Here is a 24,857-nt window from a genome sequence, read left to right on the forward strand (position 1 = left end):
CATCCAAGACGGACAGGTGATCCTTCACAGCTCCTGACCACCACTCACCGCGAAACCCCAACCATGATCACCAGGTCGGGGTTCGCTGCCGCGTGCCCAGCTCAGGAAGGGATTTTCGGGGCAGATTTCTAAGGCAGCTGCATCATCACCGAGCCCCGGCGATGATCGCGCGGGCGGCCTCGGACTGCCGGTCCTTCGCCGCCTTCAGCGCCTCGAACTCCTCGGGGTGCGCGCGGACGACCTCCCCCTGGATGCGCTCCTCGGCCGCGGACCAGACGGAGACGAGAGCGGTCTTCGCCTTGCACCGCACGTCCGCCTGCGCCGCGCGGATCTCCTCCTCCGTGGGCGGACCCTCGCCCTGCCACCGCTGGTCGGTGACGGCGGCGAGCGGGTCGGCATAGCGCAGCCCCTCTGCCCGCATGCACGCGCTCCAGGACCGGAAGGTCTGGACGACCTTCACATCTCGCCGGGACTGCTCGAACGTCTGCGTGATGAGCTTGTTGAACAGTGCCGTGTCGACCTGCGGCGCCCCCTGCTCGATGCGGTCCCGCGCCTTCCGGAGGCAGCCGCCGGTCTCGTCGTACACGGCCTGCCGCTCCTTCTCCGGCAGGTGGGCGGCACGGCTCTCACGCGCCGCGGCCCGCCGGGCCACGGACGGGCGGTCAGGAGCGACGTGGTAGCCGTACAGGCGCGCTACCTCCGGCTCGACGACACCGTAGCGTCGGCGGTTGGGCGGCTCCAGGTCGCTCGCCACCGCCGGCGGCAGCGGTTCCCACGCCATGCCCCTCCCCCGCATGCAGTCGCGGACGAGGAGGTCCTCGGCGCTCTCGAGGAGCGAGATGTCCGCCGGGGAGAAGTTGTACCGGTCGAAGGGCACCGAGAGCTCGCGTGCCTCCGCGCCGGGTGCCGGGACCGGGGGCGGCGGTTCCGAGCAGGCCGTGACCGTGGCCAGGAGGACCGCGACCGCTCCCCCGAGCCAGGCGGACCTCTCGTACCGGCAGAGGTCGTCGTGGTGACGGGAGCCGGTCATGAGCACCTCATTCTGATAGGGCCGAAACCGACCAGGATCGCAACCAGCCACGGTTCCGTCGAGTCGCCAAGGGCGGGATCGGCCGCACCAGATCACCTGCGATCAGGAGACGCTACGGGCTGACCCGCTTGATGGAGCTCGTCAGGTTGTCGAAGCCGTTGTTCGTCAGGTCGCTGTCCGCCGACCTCGGGGCGGCCGCGTAGCCGTAGGAGCCCGAGCAGTTGGCGCTGTTGTAGAACTGAATCCGGCCGGCCGAGGGATTCCTCATGGAGCTGGCCTTGTTGTTCAGCGTGGTCACGTTGGCGCACGTGTTGTTGGAGGTGAAGAGGAACTCCTGCTCCACGCCGGCGTAGTCGTCGTGCTCGTACAGGCAGAAGCTGGCGCCGCAGGAGCTGGCGAGCCGCTGGGCGTCGGCCTGCGCGGTGGCGCCCAGCCCCATCACGCTGGTCAGGGCCAGCGCCACGACACCGGCTCTGCGTACCGTCGTTCTCTTCATGGACGACCTCATTTTCGGCTGAGTGTAATTCGCCCAAGATCATGACAGGTGATCCGAAATTGCGCTACCGGTCCAGTCGAATGGCAGGGCATCCCCCAGGCCACGCGATCAGGCATCCTCCACCGGGGTGTAGATGACCACGTGCAGGTGGGTCTGGCCGGCGGGGGCCAGCCGGTGGTGCTCGAAGCGGAGCCTGCCGCGCTCCGGGTGGAGGAAGACGCGCTCGCGGGAGGCGAACCCCTCGATGTCGTGACTGCTCCAGCCGTCCCGGAACGGCCGGCTGACCGCCAGCAGCCGCTGGATGACCGGCGTGCCGGTCAGATCGCCGACCGCCTCGGCGCGGAACTCGGCCAGGAAGCGCCGGCTGGTCACCTCCCAGTCCGGGAGCAGCCGCCGGACGTAGGGGTCGGTGAAGACCAGCCACAGCAGGTTGCGGTCGGCGGGTTCGACGGTGGCCACGTTCGGATACAGCTCGGCGTAGGCGGCGTTCCAGCCGGTGATGGTCCAGTCGGGCGCGATCGCGTAGGCGGGGAACCCGGCCAGGGCGTCCATGAGCCGTTGCACGTGGGCGGGGGCCGCCTGCGTGGTGGCGGGCCCGGCGGCGGGAGGCGCGTACCCGGCGAGCGACAGGACGTAGGCGTGCTCGGTGGCGGTCAGCCGCAGGGTCCGCGCCAGGGCCTCCAGGACCTGCCGGGAGGGCTGGATGTCGCGGCCCTGTTCCAGCCAGGTGTACCAGGTAAGGCTGACGCCGGACAGCGTCGCGACCTCTTCCCGGCGCAGTCCTGAGCTGCGGCGGAGCCCCGCGGGCGGCAGCCCTGCCTCGGGTCGGCGTCAGGCGCCGGCGGCGGGTGCTGAGGAAATTGCCGAGCTCTGCCCGCCGCTGTCCCGCTTCCTGCACTGACACAGGATAAGTGCTGGTAGTGGAAGTAATAGCACAGGCGGTGTCTTCGCTCCTCACGCCGGAGCCGGGAGCATCGACCCATGCCACCACTGAGATCACGTACGGTCACCCATGGGCGCAACATGGCCGGAGCCCGCGCCCTGATGCGCGCCTCGGGCGTCCCGGCGGCCGACATCGGGGTCAAGCCCGTCATCGCCGTCGCCAACAGCTTCACCGAGTTCGTGCCCGGCCACACGCACCTGCAGCCGGTCGGCCGCATCATCTCCCGGGCGATCGGCCAGGCCGGTGGGATCGCCCGCGAGTTCAACACCATCGCCATCGACGACGGCATCGCCATGGGGCATGCCGGCATGCTGTACTCGCTGCCCTCGCGCGAGCTCATCGCCGACTCCATCGAGTACATGGTCCAGGCGCACTGCGCGGATGCGCTGGTGTGCGTCTCCAACTGCGACAAGATCACACCGGGGATGCTCATGGCCGCGCTGCGGCTGAACATCCCCACGGTGTTCGTCTCCGGCGGCCCGATGGAGGGCGGCCAGGGCGGGCTCGACCTGATCACCGCGATGGCGGCCTCGGCCGATGAGCAGGTCTCCGAGCGGGAGCTGGCCGCCATCGAGGAAGCGGCCTGTCCCACCTGCGGCTCCTGTGCGGGGATGTTCACCGCCAACTCGATGAACTGCCTCACCGAGGCGCTCGGCCTCGCGCTGCCGGGCAACGGCTCGACCCTGGCCACCCACACCGCGCGCCGCGCCCTGTACGAGAGCGCGGGCCGCGCCGTCATCCGGCTGGCGCGCCGGCACTACGCCGAGGACGACGCCTCGGTCCTGCCGCGGGCGATCGCCTCACGCGCCGCCTTCGACAACGCGATGGCACTCGACCTGGCCATGGGCGGCTCCACCAACACCGTCCTGCACCTGCTGGCCGCCGCGCACGAGGCCGGGCTGGACTACACGCTGGCCGACATCGAGACCCGCTCGCGGCAGGTGCCCTGCCTGTGCAAGGTCGCGCCGAACGGCCCCTACCTGATGCAGGACGTGCACCGAGCGGGCGGCGTCCCGGCGGTGCTCGGCGAGCTCGACCGTGCCGGGATGCTCCATCGCGACGTCCACGCCGTCCACGCGGGCTCGCTGAACGACTGGCTGGCCGACTGGGACGTCCGCTCCGGGACCGCCACCGAGCAGGCGTTGGAGCTGTTCCACGCGGCCCCGGGCGGCGAGCGGTCCAGCCAGGCGTTCTCCCAGTCGAAGCGCTGGCCTCACCTGGATCTCGACGCGGCCGCCGGCTGCATCCGGGACGTCGCCCACGCCCACTCCTCCGACGGCGGCCTCGCGGTGCTGCGCGGCAACCTGGCCGCGGACGGAGGCGTCGTCAAGAGCGCCGGCGTGCCGGACGAGCTCCTGACCTTCTCCGGCCCGGCCGTGGTGACCGATTCGGCGGAGCAGGCCGTCGAGGCCATCCTGTCCGGGCGGGTCCGTCCCGGCGACGTGCTCGTCATCCGGTACGAGGGGCCACGGGGCGGGCCGGGCATGCAGGAGATGCTCCACCCCACCGCCTATCTCAAGGGGCGGGGCCTGGCCGGCCGGTGCGCCGTGGTCACCGACGGCCGCTTCTCCGGCGGCAGCTCGGGCCTGGCCGTCGGGCACGTCTCCCCCGAAGCGGCCGCGGGCGGCGTCATCGCACTCGTCCGTGACGGCGACGTCATCGGCATCGACGTCCCCGGCCGAGGTCTGGAACTCCGGGTGCCCGCGGCGACGCTCGCCACGTGCTCGCCGATGACGCGCCCGCGCCGGTCGTGCGGCCAGTACATGAGGATCCGGTTGCGCTTGGCGTACCACTGTTCGGACGGCTCGATCGGGAAGCCCTCGGCGGCCAGGTCGTGGCCGGTCATGTAGAAGTGGAACGAGGAGTCGGCCCAGAATCCGGCGTCGCTGACCGTGAGCACGGGGTCGTGCACGGAGAACATGTGGCCGACCTGCTGTTCGTAGAAGCTCTGCACCTCTTTGCCGGTCAAGGTCACGCTGGCCCCGTCGAGATCGAGGAAGTAGACCGGCTCCTCGACCATCATGTCGGGCGCGAACATCTCGGGCCAGCGGCCGGTGAGCTCCAGCAGGTAATGTCGCCTGACCACCTCGAGGATCTGCCGGCGCAGGGGCTCGCGCGCGGATCTGATGAGGGCGTCCAGCGCCCGGGGGATGTTCGTGAGGTCTGCTTTGGCCATGATGGCCCCCTTTCTCCTCCTGCCATGGAAGGCCACGCCCGTCCCGCTCACCAGCGCCACTCAGCGTCGGGGTGCGGGCACGAGTGGCATCGCGGGGCGGTGGAGTTCGGCGGGCTTTCGCACGAGCGGGAGCGCCGGCCCGGCTCGCCACGACAGTGGAAGGCGCTGTCACCCACGCCTTCGCCATGAACGCCTACGGCCGTAGGATCTCTCAGGTAACTGTCTCTTTTGACCGATCAATCAGCACTTGTGGTGGCGCGATGCCACCACCTCAGCACGGATGAGGCCAGATGCCGGCAGATCCGCCCAGCTCACCCGCACTGCGCGCGTCCGACGCGGACCGCGACCGGGTCATCGAACTGCTGCGCACCGCCGTCGCCGACGGCCGGCTGGACCCGGCCGAGTTCAATGAGCGGCTGGACGCGGCGCTGGCCGCCCGCACCATCGACGCGCTGATCCCGCTCACCGCCGATCTGACCGCGGTGCCAGGCAGCGGCAGCCTCGCGCTGCCGCTCGCCGGGTTGCCGGTCGAGCCCGCCGCCGAGCTGCTGACCATCAAGGAGCGGCACGGCTCGGTGCGCCGTGACGGCCGGTGGACGCTGCCACGCCGGCTGGCGCTGCGCACCTCGTGGTGCGACGTGCTGCTGGACCTGACCAGCGCGGTGCGCAGCGCGCCCGAGCTGGTCATCGAGCTGCGGGTGAACGGCGGCAACGTGGAGCTGGTCCTCGCGCCGGGCATGGTGGTGAACGCCAACGAGCTGTCGGTACGGCACAGCCACGTGGCCATCAGCAGGGACGCGGGCGACAGCACGCCGGAGACGCTGCTCGTCCGCCTGGTGGGCCGGATGCGGCACGGCCGGCTCGGCACCCGGTGGCAGGCGCCCCACCAGTGACGCCGCGGGAGCCCGGACACCGCGGGCCCGCGCCCGGTCCGGGCACTCCCCGTGTTCTCCCCGCGAAACCGGGTTCGCTACGCCGCACCCGGCCGGTCGCCGCCCCGCGGAGCGCGCAGCCCGGCGATCACCATGTGGATCAGCAGGTCGTAGCTCTCCTCCAGGTTCTCCGGCAGGCCGAACGCGCCCTCGGTCTCCAGGACCGCGAAGCCGTGGGCGACCGCGCGCAGGCAGCGGGCCGCGTGGATCGCCGCGGAGTCCTCCATCCCGTAGGCCCGTAGCGTGGCGAACAGGATGGCGAGGAGCCGTTCCCCTGGCTCCGCCGTGTGCGGCTCGGGGCTCTGGATGAGCGCGGCGTAGCGGTTCGGGCATCGTCGTACGTACGCCCGCCATGCCGTCATCAGCGCACGGACCGCCTCGTCGGCGGAGCGGCCGAGCACCGCTTCGCCGGCCTGGTCCGCGAGCTCGCTCATGACCCGCGCGGACACCAGCGCGCGCAGCTCGGCGAGGTTGCGCACGTGCTTGTACAGGGACGGCGGGGCGACGCCGGCGGCGGTGGCCACCGCGGACAGCGTCAGCGCCGCGGAGCCGTCCTCGTCGACGATGCTCAGCGCCAGATCGACGATCGCGTCCGCCGACAGCACCGCCCTAACCACGGGAGCCGGCCCCGAGGAACTCCAGGATGACCGCGGTGACCTCGGCGGGGAACTGCGCGTGCGCGTAGTGGCCGGCTCCCTCGGCCATGTGCAGCCGGGCGATCCCGGGCGGCATGCCGGCCACGATGCCCTCGGCCTCGGCCCTGGGGTCGGCCCAGTCGGGATCGAGCGTGCCCACGATGATCAGGGCCGGGGACCGGACGTCGCCGAGCCGGGCGCCGGCGTCGGCGGGCGAGGACAGGCCGTACCGGCTGACCACCGCCATCCGGCCCGGCCTGCGCAGGTCCGCCTCCAGCGCGGCCACGTGCTCGCCGAACCCGGCGGGCTTGGCGCCAGGGTAGGCATGGTCGAGGTATCGCTTCCACAGCCTCACGCTGCGCAGCAGGTTGGCGCCCATGAGCAGGGTCATGCCCTTGCGGTAGCGGGCGTTGGACATGATGCCGCCCAGGCTGACCTGCTGGGCGCGGGTGAACGGGCTGATCTCGACGATGGCGCTGACCAGGCCGGGCTCCTGGGCCGCGGCGATGGTGGCGGCGCCGCCGCCGAAGGAATGGCCCACGATCACCGCGGGGCCGCCCAGGTGCCTGATGAGGGCGAGGAGGTCGCCGGCGACGTCGGTCCGCGTGTACGACGGCCAGCCGGTGCTGGACTCGCCGTGGCCGCGCAGGTCCGTCCGCGCGACCCTGTACCCGGCCGCCACGAGCTCGGCCGCCATCTCGCGGAAGGCCGCCCGGTTGTCCCCCATGCCGTGGGCGAGCACGACGAGCGGGCCCTGGCCGGTCACGTCGTACGCGAGCCGGCCGCCGTCGATGTCCAGGAACTCCGTCTCCATTTTTATGACCATAGCCAGTAGGCTAATGCCATTAGCCTGGCACGTCAAACCGGGCCCTACCCGGGCTCCACCGTGAAGTCGATCTCGAAGGAGCGGTTCCAGGGGAACCTGACGCCGTCGATCGTCCAGCCGGGCGCGAACCCGTGCAGGATGCGTCCGAGCCTTTCGCGGGCCGCGACGGCGTCGGGCCCGGCGGCGCGGACGATCGCCTGATAGCCGTAGTCCTCGGTCAGGCGGTGCAGGAGGAGGCGGCGGGCGGCCGTGGGGTCGAAAGTGTTCTCCCGGGTGCCGACGACGGTCGCGACGGCGGCGGGCAGGCGGGTGTTGACCGGGCGTTCGTCGAGGGGCAGGAGGGCGATGCGCATGCGGTGAGACTTCCTACTGGGGTCCTGCTGGGGTCTACTGGGGGTCGCGGTAGATGGTGAGCTGGTAGGAGTAACGGTCGCCCCGGTAGAGCGAGTCGGCGCGCTCGATGGCCCGGCCGCGGTGGTCGAAGCCGATGCGCTGCACGAGGAAGGCCGGGGAGAACGGCGGCGCGTCGAGCGCCCGCGCGTCGTCGGGGTCGAGCACGGTCGCCTTGATCGTCTGCTCGGCCCGGTGCAGGACCAGCCCGTAGCGGGCCGACAGCACCTCGTACACCGAGCCGTGCAGCTCCTCGGGCGACAGGTCGTCGGGCACGAGGCCGGCGGGCAGGTAGCTGTGCTCCAGGCACATGGGCTCGTCGTCGGCGGTGCGGACCCGGCGGATGTGCAGGACCAGCGACGACGGGCTGATCTGCAGGGCGTAGCCGGTGTCGGCGCCCGCGGGGACGCGCTCGGAGCTGACCTCCAGCGACCCGGGGCGCAGGCCGCGTGACCGCATGTCCTCGCTGAAGGAGGTCAGCTCGACGGACTTGCGGATGCGCGGCTCGCTGACGAACGTGCCGGACCCCTGGATGCGGTAGACCCGCCCCTCCCGTTCGAGCTGGTCCAGCACGCGCCGCACGGTGAGCCTGCTGACCGAGAACTCCTCGGCCAGGCTCCGTTCGGTGGGGAGCTGCGCGTGTGGAGCCAGCTCGTCGAGCAGGAGCTCCACCAGGTGCCGGCGGAGCTGCTCGGACTTGGCCGGCGGAGGATCCGTCTTCATGGCCCAGGAGTCTAACTCGAAATTGGTGTACTCCAATATCTTGACCCTGCTCCCTGGGTTGGCCTATACCAATCAGAACGAATTCGGCATTTCCCGAGGAGCAAGAGATGAAGATCGTCAAAGTGGGCATGCCCATAATGCTCGCCGCCACCCTGGTGGCCTGCTCGGGCAACGCCGCCGAACCCGGAGCGTGCCGGACGACCTGATCGCCGCCGCCCGCCTCGACGGCGCGAACGAGCTGCGCATCTACTGGTCGATCGTGCTGCCGCTGGCCCGGCCCGCGCTGGTGACCTCCGCGGTCTTCCAGTTCGTGTGGACGTGGACCGACTTCATGAACCCGCTCATCTACCTCAACGACAGCGAGAAATACACCTTGTCCATCGGCCTGTACGCCTTCTTCGCCGAGCACGACATCGCCTGGGGGCCGCTGATGGCCGCCTGCGTGCTGTTCACGATCCCCGCGCTGCTGATCTTCATCCTCGGCCAGCGGTACTTCGTCGGCGGCATCTCCACGGGGGCGCTCAAATGAACGAGCTGCGCGGCGGGCTGATCGTCTCCTGCCAGGCCCCGGCCGGGCACCCGCTCCGCGACCCGGAGGTGATCGCCCGCCTGGCCGAGTGCGCCGTGCTCGGCGGAGCCGCGGGGCTGCGGGTCAACTCGGCCGAGGACATCGCCGCGGTACGGCGCCGTACGGACCTGCCGGTCATCGGCCTGCACAAGGTCAGGCACGGCCACCGGGACGTGATCACGCCCACGCTCGACCTGGCGGCGGGGCTGGCCGAGGCCGGAGCCGACATGATCGCCGTGGACCTCACGCCGGAGACCCCCGGGCCGGGGCTGAAGCTGATCGAGCACATCCACGGCCTGGGCGTGCCCGTCATGGGAGACGTCTCGACCCTCGAAGAGGGGCTGAGCGCCTGGGAGGCGGGCGCGGACGTCGTCGGCACCACGCTGTCCGGCTACACCGCGCGCCAGCTGCCCACCCCGCACGACCCCGACCTCCACCTGGTCGGCGCGCTCGCCTCCCGAGGGGTGCGGGTGATCGCCGAGGGCCGCTACCGCAACCATCACCAGGTACGGCAGGCGTTCGCGGCGGGCGCGTGGGCCGTGGTGGTCGGCGGCGCGATCACCGACCCGATCTCCATCACCCGGCGGCTGGCCGCCGCCGCACCGCGATGACACCGCTCGCGCTGGCCATCGACATCGGCGGTACGAAGATCGCGGCCGGGCTCGTCGCGGCGGACGGCACGCTGGCCGGGCGGCGCAGGACCGCCACTCCCCCGGGCCCGTCGATCCTCCGGACCGCCTTCGAGCTGGCCCGGCCGCTGGCCGCGCACGCCGTGGCCTGCGGGATCGGCACCGCCGGGACCGTCGATCCCCTGGGCCGCATCGCCTCCGCGACCGATCTGCTCACCGGCTGGGCGGGCACCGACGTCAAGGGCGAGGCCGAGCGCGCGCTGCGGCTGCCGGCGGTCGTGCTGAACGACTGCCACGCCGCGGGCGCGGCCGAAGCGCGGGTCGGAGCGGCCCGCGACACGCGTACCGCGCTGATCGTCGCCATCGGGACGGGCATCGGCGGGGCGGTGTGTACCGAGGGCCGGGTGCGGACCGGGGTCACGGGGACGGCGGGGAGCATCGGCCACCTGCCCGCCCCGGCGAGCACGGGCGCGCGCTGCTCGTGCGGAGCGCTCGACCACATCGAGGCGCACGCCTCGGGACCGGCGATCGAGCGCGCCTACCTGAAGGAGACCGGTCAGGCGCTGCCGCTGGCCGAGATCGGCCGGCTCGGCTCCCACGTGATCGCCGACGCGGCGGCGCTGATGGGGCGGGTGCTCGCCGGCGCCGCCAACCTGATCGACCCCGACGCGATCGTCATCGCGGGCGGGGTCTCGATGCTCGGCTCGGTGCTGCTGGGGCCCATGGAGGCCGCCTACCGCGCCGAGACCCTGCCCGGCCCGTCCGCCGCACCGCTGCTCCAGGCCACGCTCGGCGAGGACGCCGGGCTGGTCGGGGCGGGCCTGGAAGCCCTGTCCCATCTCGAGAACGGATCGTCATGCGCCGATTGTTAGCCATCCTGTCCCTCGCGGCCGGTCTGCTGGCCGTCGCCCCGCCCGCGGGTGCGGCCACGTGCGCCGCCGCGCCCCGTTTCGCCGGGTCGTTCCTGCAACCCGCCCTCGGCGACACCTGGAGCGCGTGGTCGGGGCGGCCCTGTCCGCCGCCGACCGGGCCGGCATGACCGTCTACCTGGGCCTGCAGGTCAACGACATCTGGAACTTCACCACCACCGCCAGCCAGAGCCCGATGGCCGCCTTCTACAAGAAGGTCGCCGACCACCTGCACGCGCTCACCCCCGGTAAGCCCGTGGTGGTCTCCCCCTTCTTCAACACCGCCGGCGGGCTCACCACCGCGCAGTGGCAGAGCATGTGGACCACGATCCTGACCACGAGCCCCATCGACGTGATCGCCCTGCAGGACGGCGTCGGCGCCGGGCACGCCACCGCGCTCTGGGCCGACACCGAGACCTTCAACCTCGACTTCCAGCCGATGGGGACCAAGGGCATCGTCGCCGACATGGTGGCCGTGCAGCCGTACGTGAGCTCGTACTGGAGCTTCTCCTACGATCACTACCAGAGCCCGCTGCAGGTCGCGGCCATCCACGACCAGACCTACCGCGACTATCTGGCCACCGGCGCCGTGGAGTCGACGGCGCCGACCGCGCCCGCCGGCCTCACCGCGACCGCCTTCACCGACGCGGGGCTCGACCCGTCCACGGCCTACGCCTACACGGTTCGTGCCTTCGACGCGGCCGGCAACCAGTCCGCCGCGAGCGGCTCGGCCTCGGCCACCACGCCGGCCGCGCCGAACAACCCGGTCAATCTGGCGGCGGGCCGGTCGTACACGGTGTCGCTGGCCGCCTCCTCGTCCTATCCCGACAGCGGGGGCGAGCTGACCAACGGGACGTACGGCACGCCGTCGTACGGCGACGCCGCCTGGCAGGGACGCAACACCGGCTCCCCCTACTCGATCACCGTGGACCTCGGCTCGCAGAAACTGATCAAGGAGCCGCGGAGCGACTGGCTGCAGACCAGGAGCGTCTACATCTTCCTGCCGAAGAAGGTGACCTACGAGGTGTCGGCCAACGGGTCGTCCTTCACGACGGCCGGCTCCGTGGCCGCGCCGGCGGTCGGCGACGCCGACCAGTCCCGCGGCTACCGGCTGCTCGGCCTGAACACCACCGCCCGCTACGTCCGGATCACCGTCGAGCCGGCCGGCAGCGCCCCTCCTCACCGCCTTCGGCCGAAGGGGGCTACCGGGACCCTTCGGCAGGCGGCGCCGGCAGGGTGGACAGGTGGTCCTGGAGCTCGGCGTGCCGGAACTGGTAGATCGGGCCGACCGCGCGCAGCAGGCCGAGCCGGTGGGCGTCGTCCAGGAAGGACATCAGCGCGCGAGGAGAGCGGCCGGCCAGGGCCAGGCGGGTGGTGGCGATCAGGTAGGCCATCCACGCGTGGTGACGGCCGGCCGCGAGCCCGGCTGTGAGGCCGAAGGTGAGCGCGTAGGACAGGCCGACGGCGACCCCGAAGGCGACGGTGTCGGTGACCCCGGCGGCGATCCCGCCCGCCAGGCCGCCGGTCAGGGCGGCGGTGGAGCCGATGGTGGCGGTGCGCACGAGGTTGAGCGTGCGGTCCGCGCGCCAGCTGGACAGGGGCGTGCTGGCCCGTCCCGCCGGGGAAGGGGCCTCGGCCCAGGCGGCGAACCCGGCGGCGAAGCCGTAGGCGAGACCGACGGCCAGGCCGGAGACGACACCGGCGACGAGCGTGGCGGCGACGGCGCCGACGGTGAACCACATCATGACCACCATCGCCAGCCCGGTGCCGAGGCCGAGCAGCAGCCCGCGCACCGGCCTGAACCTGGGCCGGAACCGGCGCCCGCGTAACCTGAGGTCGGCGAAGCCCGGTGGCTGCCGCGCCCAGGAACGCGCCGCGAACGCGATCACCAGCCCGGCGGTGAGCCCGAACGCCAGCCCGTAGGTCACGCCGTGGGCCGGAAACGGCGCGAAGCCCTCGGCGAGCCCGGTCCCGATGGTGGAGACGGTCGCGATCGCGAGCGCGATGACCAAGCCCAGGGCGAGCCGGATCGCGGGCGTGACGGCATGGGTGCTGCCGGCCAGCCGCCACCAGGCCAGATCCCGCGTGCGGGGCGTGCCGTCCGGGTTGCGGGGATGGGTGAGGTGCCGGGCGAGGTGGCCGAGCACGTGCCGGACCTCGGCGGGGTCGTGGCGGCGGCGAGGGCGGAACAGGTCGGCCGGCCGGGCGCTGGGCGGGCGGGTGTCGATCAGCGCTGTGATGAGCCGGTCGAACAGGTGGGCGCGCAGCTCGGCGGGGCCGGGAAACCGGGCGGCGTCGAGCAGGGCCGCCGGGTCGGCCTGCGGGGCGATGTAGACGGCGCGCAGCAGCCACAGCCCGAGCGGGGTGGCGGTGACCTCGGCCAGCGTGCCGAAGGGGCCCGCGCCGCCGGCCGGGGCGGTGGCCAGGCCGGTGAGGATCCGCTCCCACACCGGTCGCGGCCGGCCCGGCAGGCAGCGCCGCAGGTAGCCGGCGGCCGCGGCCGGCTCCAGCAGGTCGGGCTCGATGACCACCGCCGAGGTGAGCACGTCACCGGCGCCCTCGACGGCGCTGCGGTAGTCGCGGGTGCGGCCGGTCACGACGATCTGGTCGCTGGCGCTGAGCGACCGGTTGAGCGTGGTGATCACTGCGGCGCGGGCCGCGGTGGGGAGCTCGTCCAGGCCGTCCAGCACCGGCAGGACGTGTCCGCGGGCCGCCAGGGCGGCGGGTGCTTCGGAGCCCAGGCTGGTGGCTCGCAGCGCGGGATAGTCCTGCGCGAGCCGCGCCGCCAGCCAGTCCTGCATCAGCGGGAAGGCCGTGGTGTCCCAGTCGGCGACCGGCAGCAGCACCGGCACCGGCTCCTCCGCGTGATCGTGCCGGGTGGCCAGGAGCTCCAGCAGCAGCTGAACGGCCAGGGTGGTCTTGCCCGTGCCCGGCCCGCCGAGGATCACCAGGCGCCGGCGGCGCATCGTGCGCAACCGGCCGGCCAGTGCGGCGATGTCGTCGCTCGACGCGGTCAGCGGCAGCGCGGCGGGGGTCAGGTTGGCCGGGTGGTCCATCAGCCCCTGGTCGCCGGTCAGCCGCCAGCGCACCGGGATGGGGTCGGGGTCGTCCAGCGATCGCAGCGCCGACTCCGTGCGCCACTGCTGCCCTACGAGCCCGGCCAGCACCTCCTTGGCGGCCGCTATCGCCTGCGCCGTCACCACCGGGGGGCCGGTCCTCTTCCGTACGTGGAACGCCGCTCCGGTCGGCGGGCGTTCGGAGGCCGGGTCCGCCGGGTCGTGGCCGTGCGGGACCTGCTCCCCTACGCCACCGCCGGGCCCGGCCGGTGGCCCCGGCAGGGAACCCAACCGCCTGGCCGCCTCGCCGGCCAGCCGCCTGTCGCTGCGGACTCCGGCCAGCCGCACCAGCAGCTCCCAGTAGGCCGCGTCCCAAGCATCGGGGTCGCACAGCTCGGCGGGGAGCCTGCGGCCGGACTGCCGGGCGATGCGCAGGCAGGTGTCGACGAAGACCTCGACGTGCTCCTGCTCCGGCCGGACAGGCCGGGTCTGGCTGATCATCCCGGCGATCGTGCTGCGTTTCAGCGTCAACGGCGGCTGCCCGGCACGACGGCGCGGCGTCCGGCCGCTGGCCGCCTCCAGCTCGCGGACCGAGACCGCGGCGGCGTCCTTCAACGCCCGCAGCCGCCGCGCGAACGGCAGCCGGGGATCCGAATCGTCGAGCACCTGAGCACCTCGCCCCAGCCGGCCGCCGACCCCACCGGGTGTCCGGCGGCACCGGACACCCCTCGCGCCTTGAGCATAGGCCACCACCTGCGGCTTCGCGGCGTGCTTTGACGAGCTGTCCGGGTCCGTTGCCGGACGGCCGCCCGGACGCCGAACGTCGATCCGAGATTCCACACATCCCGGTCGCGGCCGGCGGGCGATCCCGCCGTCCCGTGGCCCGCACGAGAGGAACGGCTCCATGAAGCATCCCGCTCCCTGGCTCGTCATCGGCGGCCTGCTACAGGCCGTGGCCGCCTTCAGCGCGGCCCTGATCTCCCCGCTCGGTTTCGGCGGCCCGTCGCCCGCCTGGTGGACGGTGTTCCTGGCTCTCATGCACGTGCCTCAGGCGGCCGGGCTCTTCCTGCTGGCGCGATCGGCGCAGGCCGGCCCCGGCCTGGCCGGCCGGGCCGGCTTCTGGACGGCCGCCGTGGCCGTGGCCGTGTTCGTCCCGGCCGAGCTGGTGGCCCTCGTGTCGGCGGACGCGACCGGCGTGATCTTCGCGATCGCCTCCCCGCTGTCCGGTCTCGGCCTGCTGGTGGCGGGCGCGGCCACCGTGCGCCGTGGCGGCCGGCCGGGCATCGGGCGCTTCGCCCCGCTCATCACCGGCCTGTACGTCTTCGTGGTCCTCATGCCGTCCCTGGCGCTGCTCGGGCCGGTCGCCGCCGTGCTCGCCATCGGCGGCTGGGGCCTGTGTTTCGCCCTGCTCGGCGCCGCCACCCGCCATCGGCTTCCGGCGCCGGCGCGCCCCGGCACAGAGAGCGAGTGATCTCTCATGCTCCGCACTCCCCCGAGCACGGCACCACGGCGCCGCAGGCTCCGCACCGTCCTCGTGCTGGCCCTGGCCCTCCTCGGCCTCCGGCTCCTCGCCCAGGCCGGGGCCCAGCTCATCTGCGTCCGGATCCCGTACGCGGCCGTCGCCGCGTTCTGCACGCTGGCCCTTTCCTGCCTGTACGACAGCGCCCGGCTCCACCTCGTCAACGCGTACGAGGTGGGGGGGTGCCTGATCGTGCGGCCCCGGGTGGGCCGGCGCGGTGTCCGGAGTCCGGCGGCTGCCGCCGGGAGGGCCTCCCGGACTTACAGGCGGGTGACGATGGGCTCTCGCCGGAACCGTCCGGCGACCGTGACGAAGACGGCGACGTCGATCACGAGGAGCGCGGCGGCGGCCACACCCGCGATCAAGGTGTCGAACAGCATGAGCCCGGTGGCCTGACCGGCGATCAGCGCGAGGACGGGCACGACGATGAGGACCACCGTCCCCTGGGCGCCCTGCATGGTGGTGGAGCGCCCGGAGATCGCCACGATGAGGCAGGTCGCCAGGAACGCCACGAGCGGTGCCAGCGCGAGGATGATGATCGCCCAGGTCCAGGTGGGGAAGAAGACGCCGCCCATCAGCGCTGCCCCGAGCGTGTTGACGAGGACCGTGTAGACCAGGAAGGACGCCCAGGTGAGCAGGACGGAGGGGATCACGGAGGCGAGCACCTTGCCGAGCACGAGCTCGCGGTCGGTGAGCGGCGTGTAGAGGAGTCCCTCGATGGTTCCGCGCTCCTTCTCCCCGACGAAGCTGGAGCTGGCGGTGAGGCTGGCCACGATCACCGGGATCAGGAGGAAGAACGGGGCCATGAAGTAGACGATGACCGCGTACACCATGAGCTGTCCGGAGGAGTATCCGGCCGGCAGGGCCTGCTCGGGCAGGTTGTCGAGGAAGCCCTGCAGGCCGGCGACCGTCGTCGTCAGGGCGGCTGAGTTGTTCCCCAGCAGGAGCACGGCCGCCGGGATGATGACGACGAACATCAGCGGCACGATGACGAGCGGCGCGATGACCTGCTTGTTGCGGGCGAGCTCGCGCCAGTCCTTGCGCATCAGGGCCTGGACGCGGTGGCGGTTGATCATGCTGCGCTTCCGTCGTTGATGGTGGCGAAGTAGAGGTCCTGGATCGTGGGCCGGCGGGGGATGACGGCTCGGACCTGGATGTGGCTGTGCACCAGCGCGGCGACCGCCGACGAGATCGGCTCCTGCTTGTTCAGGGAGAAGCTCAGCAGTCCCTCGACGGTCGAGAACTCCACCGCTCTGCCGACGGCGGAGGTGATGACCTCGCGTGCCGAGGCGGGATCGCCGCCGACCTCCAGGAGGTAGCGGTGTTCCGGCCAGCGCCGGCGCAGCAGGGTCCGGACCTCGCCGGTCACGGCGAGGCGGCCCCGGTTGAGGATGCCGACGTCGTCGCAGAGCGTTTCGAGGCCGTGCAGCTGGTGGGTGCAGATGACGACGGTGGTCCGCAGGGTATTGATCATCTCGCGGACGTAGCCGATCAGGTCGATCGCCGCCTCGGGGTCGAGGCCGGCGGTCGGTTCGTCGAGGAAGAGGAGGTCGGGCTCGTGCAGCACCGCCCGGCCGACCGACAGCTTCTGGCGCATGCCCTTGCTCAGCTCCCCGGCCAGCGAGCCGACGCGGTCGGACAGGCCGAGCACCTCGAGCACCTCTCCGATCCGCCGCTCGATGACGCGCGGGGCGAGCCCGTACAACTGGCCCCAGGTCCGCAGGTTGTCGCGGACGCTGAGATTCTCGTAGAGCCGGGTGTCGGTCTGGACGCCGATTCTGGCTCGCAGCGCGTCGGCGTTGGAGCGGCTGAGCGTCTGGCCGAACAGGGTCACCGACCCTCGGGTCGGGGTGAGCAGGCCGGTCAGGAGCCGCACGGTGGTGGTCTTGCCGGTTCCGTTCGGCCCCAGCAGCCCGAACGCCCGGCCGGCGCGCACCTCGAACGTCAGGTCGGATACGGCCTCGCGGCTGCCGAAGTGCTTGGTCAGGCCCGTCGCCGCCAGCGTCTGGTCAGTGCTGCTCATGTCGGTTCACCGTTGCGTGGAGCGGGGGCGTGCATGATTCGGTTTCTCTCTTCTTCATTCCGTTGATGAGGCTCGCGGCGGTCTCCGGGTCGGGGACCGTGACCACGAACGTCCGGCCGCTGCGCAGGGTGACGGCGAGCGCCGGGCCACCGGCCGTGATGAGGCCGTGCCGCCGGCGCAGGCCGATCCGCAGGCCCCAGCCGCCGAGGTCCGCCCAGGGCCGGACGCGGAGCACCTCGGCGTGGTGGATGTCGCCGAGCGCGTACGCGAACCGCGGGTCGGGTGATCAGCGGCCGGGCCTGGATGCCGGTCGAGTCGATCGCCACCCGCCATGGCCCGAGCAGCGCGGCCACGACCGCGAGGACGACGACCCCGCGGCCGGCCTCGGCTCCGGTGCGCACGGACCACACCTGCCAGGCGATCAGCCGAACGACGGCCCACAGAACATGCGACCGTCACCGTGCAGAGCGCGGCCAGCAGGACGAGAGCGCTGGGGACGCTGACCCCCGCAGCCGTGATCAGGCCCGCGGCGGGATCCTCCGAGGACGCCCGCCGGCGCTCCAGCAGGGCCCTCATATGTACGACTCCTTGACCAGGCGCGACAGCGTCTCCGCGGAGATGCCCAGCTCACGCGCCTCGCTCACCAGCCGTCCCACGGCGGCCGACAGCCGGCTCAGCTGCTCGGCCTGGGCCGTGACCGTCGCCCCGCGCCCCCGCCTCAACTCGATCAGTCCTTCGTCGCGCAGCCGCTGGTAGGCGTGCAGCACCGTGTTCCGGTTCACGTCGAGGGAGGCGCACAGCTCTCTCGCCGTCGGCATCCGCTCCCCGCTGCGGATCGAGCCGTCCGCGATCCCGGAACGGACCGCGGCGGCGATCTGCTCGAACAAAGGCGTGCCGTCCGCGTGGTCGATGGTTATCAACATCGGCGACCTGAACCCTCCTCGCACCACCCCGAAGCTGTCCTAATAGTCCTACCACAACTAGGACTATCCTGGATCCGGGCGCGGGCCGGGGCCGATGGGCGCGGGGCCGCCGGCTACCCGAGATCGGCGAGCAGGTCGTCGAGGGCCTTGCCGAGGGCCGCGGAGTTGGCAGGGGTGAACCAGGTGGTGCGGATCCGCTCGTTGCTGCCGTTCGGGGTCTCGTGGTCGGCCGCGAGCTGGTGCAGGGTCCGGGTCTCGTCGCTCAGGGAGCGGCCGACGCCCTGGAAGACGCTGCGCACGTAGTGGTCCGCCGCGCCGGCGGGGATGCCGTGACCGGCGGCCCACGACGTGAGCGTGGCGAGGTAGGAGTAGTGGGTGGTCAGCGTGCCCGTCAGCGCGGAGAAGACGTTGAAGGCCGCCTCGTCCTCGACCGGCTGCGCCCCGCCCAGGTGCTCGAAGAGAGAGTCCACCACCGGGTGCGACGGGCACGTCACCGTAACGGAGCCGCGCTCACGTACGGGCGGCAGGGGGATGGCCCGTACCACCGGGGCGTCGGTGGCCAGGGCCTGGCGCAGCTCGTCGATGCCGACGCCGGCCATCACGTTGACCACGATCTTGTCCGCGTCCACCCTCAGGCCGGCGAGTGCTTCGTGGCGATCCCTGGCGCGCAGGGCGATGATCACCACGTCGGAACGGTCCACCACCTCCTGGTTGCCGGCGCACACCCGCACGCTCTCGTAGCGCTCGGACAGCTCCGCGGCCGTGCGGGCTCCCCGGGGCGAGAGGAACACCTCCGGCGGCTCACCGGCCCCGTCGCACAGGCCCATCACCAGAGCCCTGCCGATCTCGCCAACCCCGATGATGCCGATGCGCTTCACTTGCGTCTTCCTCCATGGTGCGTGGTGGTGGTGACCCGCGCCGGGCCGAGGTGCCCGCGAGGCCGTCATGACGTGCTCAGCCAGCTCAGGACCGAGGCCAGGGAGCCGTCCCAGTTGCGGCCGATGAGGTCGGCGGCCCTGACCAGGTCCGCCTCGTCGAACGCGGCCAGGATCTGCTCGTGCAGCGGGGCCGCGTGGCTTTCGCGGTCGCCATCGCGCATGAACGCCAGCTCGTAGCGCGCCACCCGGACCCGGAGGGCCGTGATCATCGCGCGCAGGCTGGCGTTCGGGCACGCCGACACGATCGTGTCGTGGAAGGCGGTGTCCAGCCGCCACCGCTGGACGGGATCGCCGGTGGCCAGCAGCTCGGCGTCGATCGCGCGCAGCGCGGCGAGGTCGAGTGCTCGTGCCGGTGAGGTGGACACCGCCAGCCGTTCGAGCGCGGCCAGGATCGGGTACAGGTCGGCGGCCTCCGCGGGCCGCAGGGGCCGCACGGTGAACCCCCGCGCCGGCGTGGAGTCGAGCACGCCCTCGGCCTCCAGCCGCAGCAGCGCCTCGCGCACGGGGGTGCGCGAGACGCCCAGCGCGCGGCTCAGCTCCGCCTCGGTGACCGCCCGGCCCGGCTCCAGCTCGCCTGCGGTCACCAGGTCGACGACTCGTCGATAGACGGCGGCGCGCAGCGGCGCCGGCCGCTCGATCGGCTCCCTGTCCAGCATCTGCCTATCGTATACGATACGCAGCTTGCCCGGCTCGACCCGCGACCGCACTGGTGTCAGGCGACACGAAAGCGTCAGTAGAGAGTCACGAGAATGTCAGAAGACCCAGATCACATTGGCTTCTCCTGCTGGTCGAGCAGCAGGGCGTCGTGGAGGTTGCGTCGATCTCCAAGCTGAAGGCAACGTCGGGGCTGAGTTTGAGGTCGATGGCCGTCGTCGCTGATGCTGTAGGTGAGGAGTCCGGCGGCTTGGGCGCCGCTGATGGTGTCGGGGTGGCGCTGAGCGAAGGTGAGCGCGTCGCTGTTGTTGCGGGCACCGATGCGGTAGGCGATGTAGGCCAGGGCGGGGGTCGGGCCGTGTTGTCGCAGCAGGAGCCTGTGGAGCCGGTCGCGTGCGCCGGCTGGTAGCGCGCGTGGAGGAAGGGCGAGCTCGGCGCTGGCGTCGTCGGGGATCAGCTGCAGGTACTGGCGAGCGAGGGTGAGGTGCGGCAGGGCGGCCTGGACGCGCTTCAGCGACCAGCCCAGGACGTCGGCGATCTGCCGACGGGTGAGGGGATGACCCAGGGCGGAGGCCAGGAGGGCACGAATCCGGTCGGCGTCGTCGAAGGTAGCGCGTTCGGCGGTGAGGTGTGTGGTGTCCGGCGGGTCTGGGCTTGGCCGGGCTTCTTGCGCCGGCTCCAGCCAGGTGGGCCAGGCCAGGTTGAGGGCGTGGGTGATGCGGCGGATCGCGTGCAGCGGAAGGTCGTCCAGTTCCGAGACGAGCGTGAGCTGCTGGAGGCGGTGGTAGGGCAGGCCGAGCATCTCGGACAGTTCGTAGCAGGTGAGACCATGGTCGCGAGCTCGTTGCAGGAGCCATGGCCGAGCGGGGGCGGGTCGGGGGTGGTCATGTCCACCTCGGCAGGGACAGATCGAGGCCGGTGGAGGGACGGATGAGGTTGCGCAGGACCAGCCGGCGCTGCCACATCCACAGGGTGTTGTGGTCGTGCTCGGCCAGATGCCGGTCTTCCTCGCTGCGCCAGGCGGGGTGATGGCTGGTGCCGGCCAGGCCACGGGTGGCCAGGGTCCGCACGTCGGGGCGGCGTTTGCCGCTGTGGAAGTAGCCGGTGGTGCCGTGGCGGGCGCCCTGTTTATGCCGGAAGTGGTGGTGGGCTCGCAGGGCGGGCCGGGCGTGTGGCGGGACGGGGACGCGTACGCCTGCGATACGGGCGTGGCTGCCGGAGGGCTCGACGTCGTCGAGGGGCAGCTCGTCAGGGTGCCAGCGGTCGGTGTGGTGGCGGGAGCCGAAGGGGAACAGCAGGTAGAGGATCGCTGCGGCGGCTTCCTGGGTGCTGGTCGACCGGTTGATCACTGTCACGGTGGTGGGGGCGAGGCGGTGGCCGAGGCCGTGGTCGTGTCCGCGGGGGTGGGGCTGATGGTGGAGCAGGATGCCCTCGCATAGCAGCCCGGCTTGGGCGGCGCGGAGCCGGACCAGGCATTCGCCGGGTGAGGCGACGTTCATGCGGGCGGCCAGGCGCACGCTCAGCGGGAGCGCCAGCGTGGCCACGATGGCCTCGTTGCTGGTGAGCTGTTCGGCGCGGACGTCGTGGACCCATTGGCGGGCGTCGTGCAGGGCGCGGATGTACAGTTCGTCGACCCGGGTCATGACTTGGTCGCTCAGGTTGCGGGCGCAGGCGGCGCGGAAGGTCAGGAAGCTGTCGGCGGGCAGGTCGCCGGGGATGTCCAGCCGAGAGCGCCAGGGGTCGGGAGTGTGCTGGCGCCGGTGGATGGTGTTGAGCAGGCCGGACCCGCCGACGGTGAGGTGGCAGTCGGGGGCGGTGAACCGGTCGATCACGGTGTGGTGCTTGCTGGCGCTGGCGTCGATCAGATACAGCCGGGGCCGGTAGGGCGGGGCTGGGGCGGTCAGCTCGCGTATCGCCTCATGCAGGCTGGCGGGCATGGTGTGGGCGCGGTTGATCACTATGGCGTGCAGCCGGTAGCCGAGCGTCCAGGACACGGCGGTGGGCCAGGCCGTCGTGGGCAGGCCTGCGCTGGAGCGCGGGGGCAGGACTTTTCCCAGCGCGTCGAGCACGCTGTAGGTCAGGTCGCGGGGCGAGGCGACGTAGGGCATGGAGTTCAGGACCAGGATCCCGGCGTCGGGGTCGTTGAGCCGGCGCAGCCGTGCTTGAGTGGCGGGCGCGTCTTCGGGGTCGCGGATCACCGTGACCTGCAGCAGGTCGCCGGTCGGGGCGCCGCGCTGGGTGGCGTCCCCCGGCACGGGCAGGCCGGGCAAAGCCGCGGGCGCGGGCGTGTCAGGCACTCTTGCCGCCTCCCGCGTGCAGGGCGAAGGCGTTGGTGACGATCTCCTCATCGAGGGCTGTGCGGCCGGTGCGCTGGGCGAGCAGGTGGACGGTGGAGGAGAAGGAGGCCCAGTTGCGCCAGATGCCGTGGGCCAGCCGGTCGTCGACGTAGTGCAGCAGGTCGTCGTCGGCGCCCTCGTACATCGGGTGGTAGCCGCGGATCACCTGCGGGACGATCGCGCGCTCCAGCGGTGCCATGGCCAGGCGCCGCCAGACCCGCGAGGCCAGCATCGGCTCGCGCGACAGGACCTCCCAGCAGCCGTTCCCGCCGACGTACAGCAGCCCGAACTGGGTGTTGTCATCATCGTGCAGGTGCCGCAGCGTCTCGATGCCGTCGCTGCTCAGCCGCTGCGCCTCATCCACCACGACCAGCCGCGGGAGCCGGGCCAGCTCGGTGATCAGATCCCGGGTGACGTGGAAGCGGCTGTTGGAGCCCTGGCTTCCGGTCAGCACCAGATACAGCCCGTCGACGACCTGGCGCATCGTCGGCCTGGGGGTGAAGGACACCGTCACCACCTCGGGCGCCTCCAGCCGACCGGTCCCGGCGGCCAGCGCCTCGGCGCAGGTCCGCACCGCGAACGTCTTGCCCAGGCCCGTGTTGCCGTGGATGACACCGACCGCGTGGCAGGCGGCGACGTCGGTGACCACGTGCCGGGCCAGCTGCAGTTGCGGGGTGGAGATGATGCGGGCCCCGGGCGGGCCGGCCTCGGGCAGCCTCACCATGGTCGGCCCTTCTCCCGCACGTCCATGGCGGCCAGGTCGACCGGCTCGATCGGCCCGATCGGCCCGATCGGGCGCAACCCGAGCAGGCTGGTGGAGGCTTCGCGCCGCAGGTCGGGCGGCGGCGGGCTGGCGGCGGCCTGCCGGTCGGCCTCGGCCGGGGAGACGCGCCGGACGCTGTCGGTGGCCACCGAGTCGGCCGACAGCGTCGCCAGCCGGCGGCGGCCGCGCTTGCGGGCCGCGCTGCGCTGCGCGGCGGCCTGCTTCTCCTGGGCGCGGGCGGCGGCGTAGAACTCCTCTTCCTGCTCGGGACTCAGCGCGTCGCGCGGCAGGCAGGTGGCCAAGAACTCCCCCTCCAGATACACGTGGATCTGCCGGTCGTCGTGCGGCATGTAGCGGATCTGCACCCGCTGACCGCAGCGTTCGCGGATCAGCCCGCCCGCATCCACCCAGTGCAGGTTGCGGAACCGGATCCCGTGCGGTCCGATCGTGCGAGGCTCACCGGCCAGCAGCAGATGTCGCAGCTGCTCCCCCGGCACGTCCTGCACCGGCGTCGGATCGGCCTGCCACGCGTGCTCCGGCGTGCATCCGAGCTCGCTGTGCGCGTGCCCGGTGTTGTAGGCCGCCACCCAGTCGCCGAAGATCCGCGCGAAGGTCTCCAGCCCCAGCGGCAGCGCGGAGGGCTCAGCCCGCTCACCGGCGGGAGCGTCCTCGGCGGCCTGGCCGTAGGCCTCCCGGGCCGCCAGCCGGTCATCGAGCGGTCCGTCCAGCGCGCCGTTGAGGCGACGTGGTCCTTCGGTGTAGCCCGGCAGCGTGCACAGCAGCATCTGGTCCACGGTCAGACCGCCGACCATGCGCAGGGTCAGCGCTACGCGGGTCTGCATCGCCAGCGCCGGGTGGCAGCAGGTGAAGATCAGCCGGATCCGGTCGATGGCCTTGCGGTTGGCGGTGGTGGTCAGCCAGGCGCCGGGGTTGGGGGGTATACCGTCGGCCGGCCACCGCTCGACGGCGGTCGCGAACGCCTCGGCGGCCGCCTCCTCGGCGAGGTCGAGGTCACCGAAGCGCCTGTTCAGGGCGGCGACCACCCGGGCCCACTCCTCGTGGTGGGCCCGGGTGACCGCCTCCTAGACGTCGCTCACTGGAACGGCCGTACCTCGATCTTCCGATCGCAGACCTTCGAGGCCTCGGCGGCGAGCTTGAGCGCCACATCCAGATCGGGGGCCTCCCACACCCAGACGCCGGCGAGGTACTCCTTCGACTCCACGAACGGCCCGTCGCTGAACACCGCCTCCTCGCCCCGGTTGTCGATGACCGTGGCCGCGTCGGTGTCGGCAAGTCCGCCTGAGAAGACCCAGTAGCCCTCGGCGATCAGTTGTTCGTTGAACGCGCTGATAGCGGGCCGTCTGTCCGTGCTGCCAGGATCGCTCTTGTCATCGATCACGGAAACCAGGTACCGCATTTGAAGATCAACTCCTGTAGTGTCAAGACAGCGTGGTCCGGTGGTCAGGGACTTCAGGCCGTCGCATACTGCGGGCGCCCAGCCGGCTGGTAGACCTGGATCGACACACCCTTGGCGTCGACCCGCGATTCGACCAGGTCGAGCGCAAGATCCGGGCCCGCGTCGGGGAACAACCGCGCGCCCTGGCCGACAACCACCGGAACGGTGATCAGAATCATCTCGTCGACCAGGTCGTTCGCCAGCAGCCACTGGATCAGGATGCCACTGCCGTGCACCTGCAGCTCACCCCCGGGCCTAGCCTTCAGCTCACTGATGGCCGCCGCGAGGTCACCGCCGAGAACGGTCGTCTCCTGCCAACGGGGGGCGGTGAGCGTGGCCGAGGCAACGTACTTGGGGGCCTTGTTCAAGGCCACGCCGATGGGATGTGCACGCATCTGGTCGATTGCCCCCCAAGAGCCGGCGAACAGCTCATAAGTGCGCCGGCCGAACAGGAACGCCTCCGCACGCTGGTAGGTCTGCGTGATGAACGTCCTGGTCTCGTCATCACCCTTCCCCAGGGCCCATCCGCCGCGCTCGAATCCGTTCCTGCGGTCATCCGACGCGGCGCCGTTTCCCTGCATCACTCCATCGATGGTGACCTGAGTCATGGTCGTCAGCTTCATATCGCGGTTCCTTTGCCTTGGCGCCGCCTCCTTGCGGGCGGCCTCACCTCTGCCACGAACACCACCGCCCCGATCCGACACCGCCTCCCGGATTTCTTTGCAGAATTTCCGGGACGCCGGTTGTCAGCGATCCGACTGCACGACGGCTTCGCGGCGACTGCGCTCCACCACCTTGATCGCGCCCGGGTGTGTCCAGTTTTCGGTGTATCTCAATTTGCTTTAGTTAGCGGGTGGTCGGGGTCAGGCGGCCTTCGAAGGTGATGGCGAAGGCGTTCAGAGCGGCCTTCCAGCGGGTGATCCAGCGTTTGCG

At 71.8% G+C, this 24,857-nt stretch carries 28 protein-coding genes and 2 pseudogenes; 9 read left to right on the forward strand and 21 right to left on the reverse strand.

Features of this window, described 5'->3' with window-relative positions:
* Positions 1-145: 145 nt before the first annotated feature.
* The 4 genes and pseudogenes from ETD85_RS41510 to ETD85_RS67665 all read right to left on the reverse strand — a co-directional run.
* Entirely contained in the window at positions 146-1,030 is an 885-nt protein-coding gene (locus ETD85_RS41510) for a hypothetical protein (RefSeq protein WP_206059182.1), read from the reverse strand.
* Between the two features lie 112 nt (positions 1,031-1,142).
* Positions 1,143-1,526, reverse strand: a complete 384-nt coding sequence (locus tag ETD85_RS41515; RefSeq protein WP_170247125.1) for a peptidase inhibitor family I36 protein — start codon at positions 1,524-1,526, stop codon at positions 1,143-1,145.
* A gap of 108 nt (positions 1,527-1,634) precedes the next feature.
* Positions 1,635-2,090 carry an MmyB family transcriptional regulator gene (locus ETD85_RS64960; protein WP_206059183.1) on the reverse strand — a complete coding sequence of 152 codons (456 nt, stop codon included), beginning with the start codon at positions 2,088-2,090 and terminating at the stop codon, positions 1,635-1,637.
* 132 nt (positions 2,091-2,222) lie between these two features.
* Positions 2,223-2,339 (reverse strand): annotated as a pseudogene (locus tag ETD85_RS67665) (helix-turn-helix domain-containing protein); the annotation flags it as partial.
* 168 nt (positions 2,340-2,507) lie between these two features.
* Here ETD85_RS67665 and ilvD point away from each other — a divergent pair.
* From ilvD to ETD85_RS41535, 3 genes are all read left to right on the forward strand, one after another.
* Positions 2,508-4,319 (forward strand): dihydroxy-acid dehydratase, encoded by a 1,812-nt coding sequence (ilvD, locus tag ETD85_RS41525; RefSeq protein ID WP_138695324.1) that lies wholly within the window; start codon positions 2,508-2,510, stop codon positions 4,317-4,319.
* Between the two features lie 71 nt (positions 4,320-4,390).
* Positions 4,391-4,834, forward strand: coding sequence for a hypothetical protein (locus tag ETD85_RS41530; protein ID WP_138695325.1), 444 nt, complete (start codon positions 4,391-4,393; stop codon positions 4,832-4,834).
* A gap of 101 nt (positions 4,835-4,935) precedes the next feature.
* The gene (locus tag ETD85_RS41535; RefSeq protein WP_138695326.1) at positions 4,936-5,538 is read left to right on the forward strand and encodes a DUF1707 SHOCT-like domain-containing protein; all 603 of its coding nucleotides are present in this window, start codon (positions 4,936-4,938) and stop codon (positions 5,536-5,538) included.
* A gap of 77 nt (positions 5,539-5,615) precedes the next feature.
* Here ETD85_RS41535 and ETD85_RS41540 read toward each other — a convergent pair whose 3' ends face one another.
* The 4 genes from ETD85_RS41540 to ETD85_RS41555 are packed head-to-tail and all read right to left on the reverse strand — an operon-like array spanning position 5,616 to position 8,151.
* Positions 5,616-6,182 carry a TetR/AcrR family transcriptional regulator gene (locus ETD85_RS41540; RefSeq protein ID WP_206059184.1) on the reverse strand — a complete coding sequence of 189 codons (567 nt, stop codon included), beginning with the start codon at positions 6,180-6,182 and terminating at the stop codon, positions 5,616-5,618.
* A 4-nt stretch (positions 6,183-6,186) separates the two neighbouring features.
* The gene (locus ETD85_RS41545; RefSeq protein WP_206059185.1) at positions 6,187-7,026 is read right to left on the reverse strand and encodes an alpha/beta fold hydrolase; all 840 of its coding nucleotides are present in this window, start codon (positions 7,024-7,026) and stop codon (positions 6,187-6,189) included.
* Positions 7,027-7,082: 56 nt separating this feature from the next.
* On the reverse strand, positions 7,083-7,391 hold the full coding sequence (locus ETD85_RS41550; RefSeq protein ID WP_138695329.1) for a hypothetical protein: 309 nt from the start codon (positions 7,389-7,391) through the stop codon (positions 7,083-7,085).
* A gap of 34 nt (positions 7,392-7,425) precedes the next feature.
* Complete coding sequence (locus ETD85_RS41555; RefSeq protein ID WP_138695330.1) at positions 7,426-8,151, reverse strand: GntR family transcriptional regulator; 726 nt, start codon at positions 8,149-8,151, stop codon at positions 7,426-7,428.
* A gap of 190 nt (positions 8,152-8,341) precedes the next feature.
* Here ETD85_RS41555 and ETD85_RS64970 point away from each other — a divergent pair, with 190 nt between their 5' ends.
* The 5 genes from ETD85_RS64970 to ETD85_RS66200 are packed head-to-tail and all read left to right on the forward strand — an operon-like array spanning position 8,342 to position 11,688.
* On the forward strand, positions 8,342-8,680 hold the full coding sequence (locus ETD85_RS64970; protein WP_206059186.1) for a carbohydrate ABC transporter permease: 339 nt from the start codon (positions 8,342-8,344) through the stop codon (positions 8,678-8,680).
* Positions 8,677-9,330, forward strand: a complete 654-nt coding sequence (locus ETD85_RS41565; RefSeq protein WP_138695332.1) for an N-acetylmannosamine-6-phosphate 2-epimerase — start codon at positions 8,677-8,679, stop codon at positions 9,328-9,330. Before ETD85_RS64970 ends, ETD85_RS41565 begins: the two co-directional genes overlap by 4 nt.
* Positions 9,327-10,220 (forward strand): ROK family protein, encoded by an 894-nt coding sequence (locus ETD85_RS41570; RefSeq protein ID WP_138695333.1) that lies wholly within the window; start codon positions 9,327-9,329, stop codon positions 10,218-10,220. Before ETD85_RS41565 ends, ETD85_RS41570 begins: the two co-directional genes overlap by 4 nt.
* Positions 10,205-10,387, forward strand: coding sequence for a hypothetical protein (locus ETD85_RS41575; RefSeq protein WP_138695334.1), 183 nt, complete (start codon positions 10,205-10,207; stop codon positions 10,385-10,387). Before ETD85_RS41570 ends, ETD85_RS41575 begins: the two co-directional genes overlap by 16 nt.
* A complete protein-coding gene (locus ETD85_RS66200; protein WP_138695335.1) occupies positions 10,345-11,688 on the forward strand; it encodes a DUF4434 domain-containing protein in 1,344 nt (447 codons plus the stop codon). The genes ETD85_RS41575 and ETD85_RS66200 overlap by 43 nt, the downstream gene beginning before the upstream one ends.
* A gap of 1,054 nt (positions 11,689-12,742) precedes the next feature.
* Here ETD85_RS66200 and ETD85_RS67350 read toward each other — a convergent pair.
* Positions 12,743-14,245: pseudogene (locus ETD85_RS67350) on the reverse strand (NACHT domain-containing protein); the annotation flags it as partial.
* Here ETD85_RS67350 and ETD85_RS41590 point away from each other — a divergent pair.
* Positions 14,217-14,783, forward strand: coding sequence for a hypothetical protein (locus tag ETD85_RS41590; RefSeq protein ID WP_170247127.1), 567 nt, complete (start codon positions 14,217-14,219; stop codon positions 14,781-14,783). The pseudogene ETD85_RS67350 and the gene ETD85_RS41590 sit on opposite strands and share 29 nt — an antisense overlap.
* 308 nt (positions 14,784-15,091) lie before the next feature.
* Here the strand turns inward: ETD85_RS41590 and ETD85_RS41595 are convergent, their stop codons facing one another.
* The 12 genes from ETD85_RS41595 to ETD85_RS41650 form a co-directional block, all read right to left on the reverse strand.
* Positions 15,092-15,907 (reverse strand): ABC transporter permease subunit, encoded by an 816-nt coding sequence (locus ETD85_RS41595; protein ID WP_138695338.1) that lies wholly within the window; start codon positions 15,905-15,907, stop codon positions 15,092-15,094.
* The gene (locus ETD85_RS41600; protein WP_138695339.1) at positions 15,904-16,854 is read right to left on the reverse strand and encodes an ABC transporter ATP-binding protein; all 951 of its coding nucleotides are present in this window, start codon (positions 16,852-16,854) and stop codon (positions 15,904-15,906) included. Before ETD85_RS41600 ends, ETD85_RS41595 begins: the two co-directional genes overlap by 4 nt.
* Positions 16,841-17,089: a hypothetical protein gene (locus ETD85_RS41605; protein ID WP_138695340.1), complete on the reverse strand. Its 249-nt coding sequence runs from the start codon at positions 17,087-17,089 to the stop codon at positions 16,841-16,843. The genes ETD85_RS41600 and ETD85_RS41605 overlap by 14 nt, the downstream gene beginning before the upstream one ends.
* A gap of 337 nt (positions 17,090-17,426) precedes the next feature.
* The gene (locus ETD85_RS41610) at positions 17,427-17,777 is read right to left on the reverse strand and encodes a GntR family transcriptional regulator (protein ID WP_138695341.1); all 351 of its coding nucleotides are present in this window, start codon (positions 17,775-17,777) and stop codon (positions 17,427-17,429) included.
* A 113-nt stretch (positions 17,778-17,890) separates the two neighbouring features.
* Entirely contained in the window at positions 17,891-18,655 is a 765-nt protein-coding gene (locus tag ETD85_RS41615; RefSeq protein WP_206059187.1) for an NAD(P)-binding domain-containing protein, read from the reverse strand.
* A gap of 65 nt (positions 18,656-18,720) precedes the next feature.
* A complete protein-coding gene (locus ETD85_RS41620; protein ID WP_138695343.1) occupies positions 18,721-19,371 on the reverse strand; it encodes a GntR family transcriptional regulator in 651 nt (216 codons plus the stop codon).
* A 110-nt stretch (positions 19,372-19,481) separates the two neighbouring features.
* Positions 19,482-20,171 carry a hypothetical protein gene (locus ETD85_RS41625; RefSeq protein WP_138695344.1) on the reverse strand — a complete coding sequence of 230 codons (690 nt, stop codon included), beginning with the start codon at positions 20,169-20,171 and terminating at the stop codon, positions 19,482-19,484.
* 82 nt (positions 20,172-20,253) lie between these two features.
* Positions 20,254-21,666, reverse strand: coding sequence for a hypothetical protein (locus ETD85_RS41630; protein WP_138695345.1), 1,413 nt, complete (start codon positions 21,664-21,666; stop codon positions 20,254-20,256).
* Positions 21,659-22,429: an AAA family ATPase gene (locus ETD85_RS41635; protein ID WP_138695346.1), complete on the reverse strand. Its 771-nt coding sequence runs from the start codon at positions 22,427-22,429 to the stop codon at positions 21,659-21,661. Before ETD85_RS41635 ends, ETD85_RS41630 begins: the two co-directional genes overlap by 8 nt.
* Positions 22,423-23,511: a Mu transposase C-terminal domain-containing protein gene (locus tag ETD85_RS64975; protein WP_206059188.1), complete on the reverse strand. Its 1,089-nt coding sequence runs from the start codon at positions 23,509-23,511 to the stop codon at positions 22,423-22,425. Before ETD85_RS64975 ends, ETD85_RS41635 begins: the two co-directional genes overlap by 7 nt.
* A gap of 50 nt (positions 23,512-23,561) precedes the next feature.
* Positions 23,562-23,885, reverse strand: a complete 324-nt coding sequence (locus tag ETD85_RS41645; protein ID WP_138695347.1) for a YciI family protein — start codon at positions 23,883-23,885, stop codon at positions 23,562-23,564.
* A 53-nt stretch (positions 23,886-23,938) separates the two neighbouring features.
* The gene (locus ETD85_RS41650) at positions 23,939-24,547 is read right to left on the reverse strand and encodes a dihydrofolate reductase family protein (RefSeq protein ID WP_138695348.1); all 609 of its coding nucleotides are present in this window, start codon (positions 24,545-24,547) and stop codon (positions 23,939-23,941) included.
* Positions 24,548-24,857 lie beyond the last annotated feature (310 nt).

Origin of the sequence: Nonomuraea zeae, from assembly GCF_005889725.1 — a bacterium.
In the GTDB taxonomy this organism is placed as follows: Bacteria; Actinomycetota; Actinomycetes; order Streptosporangiales; family Streptosporangiaceae; genus Nonomuraea; species Nonomuraea zeae.

What these genes read in the sequence shown, in the direction of transcription:
- ETD85_RS41510 (WP_206059182.1), bottom strand. Translation starts at nt 1,030, where the DNA reads ATGACCGGCTCCCGTCACCACGACGACCTCTGCCGGTACGAGAGGTCC.
- ETD85_RS41515 (WP_170247125.1), bottom strand. Translation starts at nt 1,526, where the DNA reads ATGAAGAGAACGACGGTACGCAGAGCCGGTGTCGTGGCGCTGGCCCTG.
- ilvD (WP_138695324.1), top strand. Translation starts at nt 2,508, where the DNA reads ATGCCACCACTGAGATCACGTACGGTCACCCATGGGCGCAACATGGCC.
- ETD85_RS41535 (WP_138695326.1), top strand. Translation starts at nt 4,936, where the DNA reads ATGCCGGCAGATCCGCCCAGCTCACCCGCACTGCGCGCGTCCGACGCG.
- ETD85_RS41545 (WP_206059185.1), bottom strand. Translation starts at nt 7,026, where the DNA reads ATGGAGACGGAGTTCCTGGACATCGACGGCGGCCGGCTCGCGTACGAC.
- ETD85_RS41550 (WP_138695329.1), bottom strand. Translation starts at nt 7,391, where the DNA reads ATGCGCATCGCCCTCCTGCCCCTCGACGAACGCCCGGTCAACACCCGC.
- ETD85_RS41555 (WP_138695330.1), bottom strand. Translation starts at nt 8,151, where the DNA reads ATGAAGACGGATCCTCCGCCGGCCAAGTCCGAGCAGCTCCGCCGGCAC.
- ETD85_RS41565 (WP_138695332.1), top strand. Translation starts at nt 8,677, where the DNA reads ATGAACGAGCTGCGCGGCGGGCTGATCGTCTCCTGCCAGGCCCCGGCC.
- ETD85_RS41570 (WP_138695333.1), top strand. Translation starts at nt 9,327, where the DNA reads ATGACACCGCTCGCGCTGGCCATCGACATCGGCGGTACGAAGATCGCG.
- ETD85_RS41575 (WP_138695334.1), top strand. Translation starts at nt 10,205, where the DNA reads ATGCGCCGATTGTTAGCCATCCTGTCCCTCGCGGCCGGTCTGCTGGCC.
- ETD85_RS41590 (WP_170247127.1), top strand. Translation starts at nt 14,217, where the DNA reads ATGAAGCATCCCGCTCCCTGGCTCGTCATCGGCGGCCTGCTACAGGCC.
- ETD85_RS41595 (WP_138695338.1), bottom strand. Translation starts at nt 15,907, where the DNA reads ATGATCAACCGCCACCGCGTCCAGGCCCTGATGCGCAAGGACTGGCGC.
- ETD85_RS41600 (WP_138695339.1), bottom strand. Translation starts at nt 16,854, where the DNA reads ATGAGCAGCACTGACCAGACGCTGGCGGCGACGGGCCTGACCAAGCAC.
- ETD85_RS41610 (WP_138695341.1), bottom strand. Translation starts at nt 17,777, where the DNA reads ATGTTGATAACCATCGACCACGCGGACGGCACGCCTTTGTTCGAGCAG.
- ETD85_RS41620 (WP_138695343.1), bottom strand. Translation starts at nt 19,371, where the DNA reads ATGCTGGACAGGGAGCCGATCGAGCGGCCGGCGCCGCTGCGCGCCGCC.
- ETD85_RS41625 (WP_138695344.1), bottom strand. Translation starts at nt 20,171, where the DNA reads ATGCTCGGCCTGCCCTACCACCGCCTCCAGCAGCTCACGCTCGTCTCG.
- ETD85_RS41635 (WP_138695346.1), bottom strand. Translation starts at nt 22,429, where the DNA reads ATGGTGAGGCTGCCCGAGGCCGGCCCGCCCGGGGCCCGCATCATCTCC.
- ETD85_RS41645 (WP_138695347.1), bottom strand. Translation starts at nt 23,885, where the DNA reads ATGCGGTACCTGGTTTCCGTGATCGATGACAAGAGCGATCCTGGCAGC.
- ETD85_RS41650 (WP_138695348.1), bottom strand. Translation starts at nt 24,547, where the DNA reads ATGAAGCTGACGACCATGACTCAGGTCACCATCGATGGAGTGATGCAG.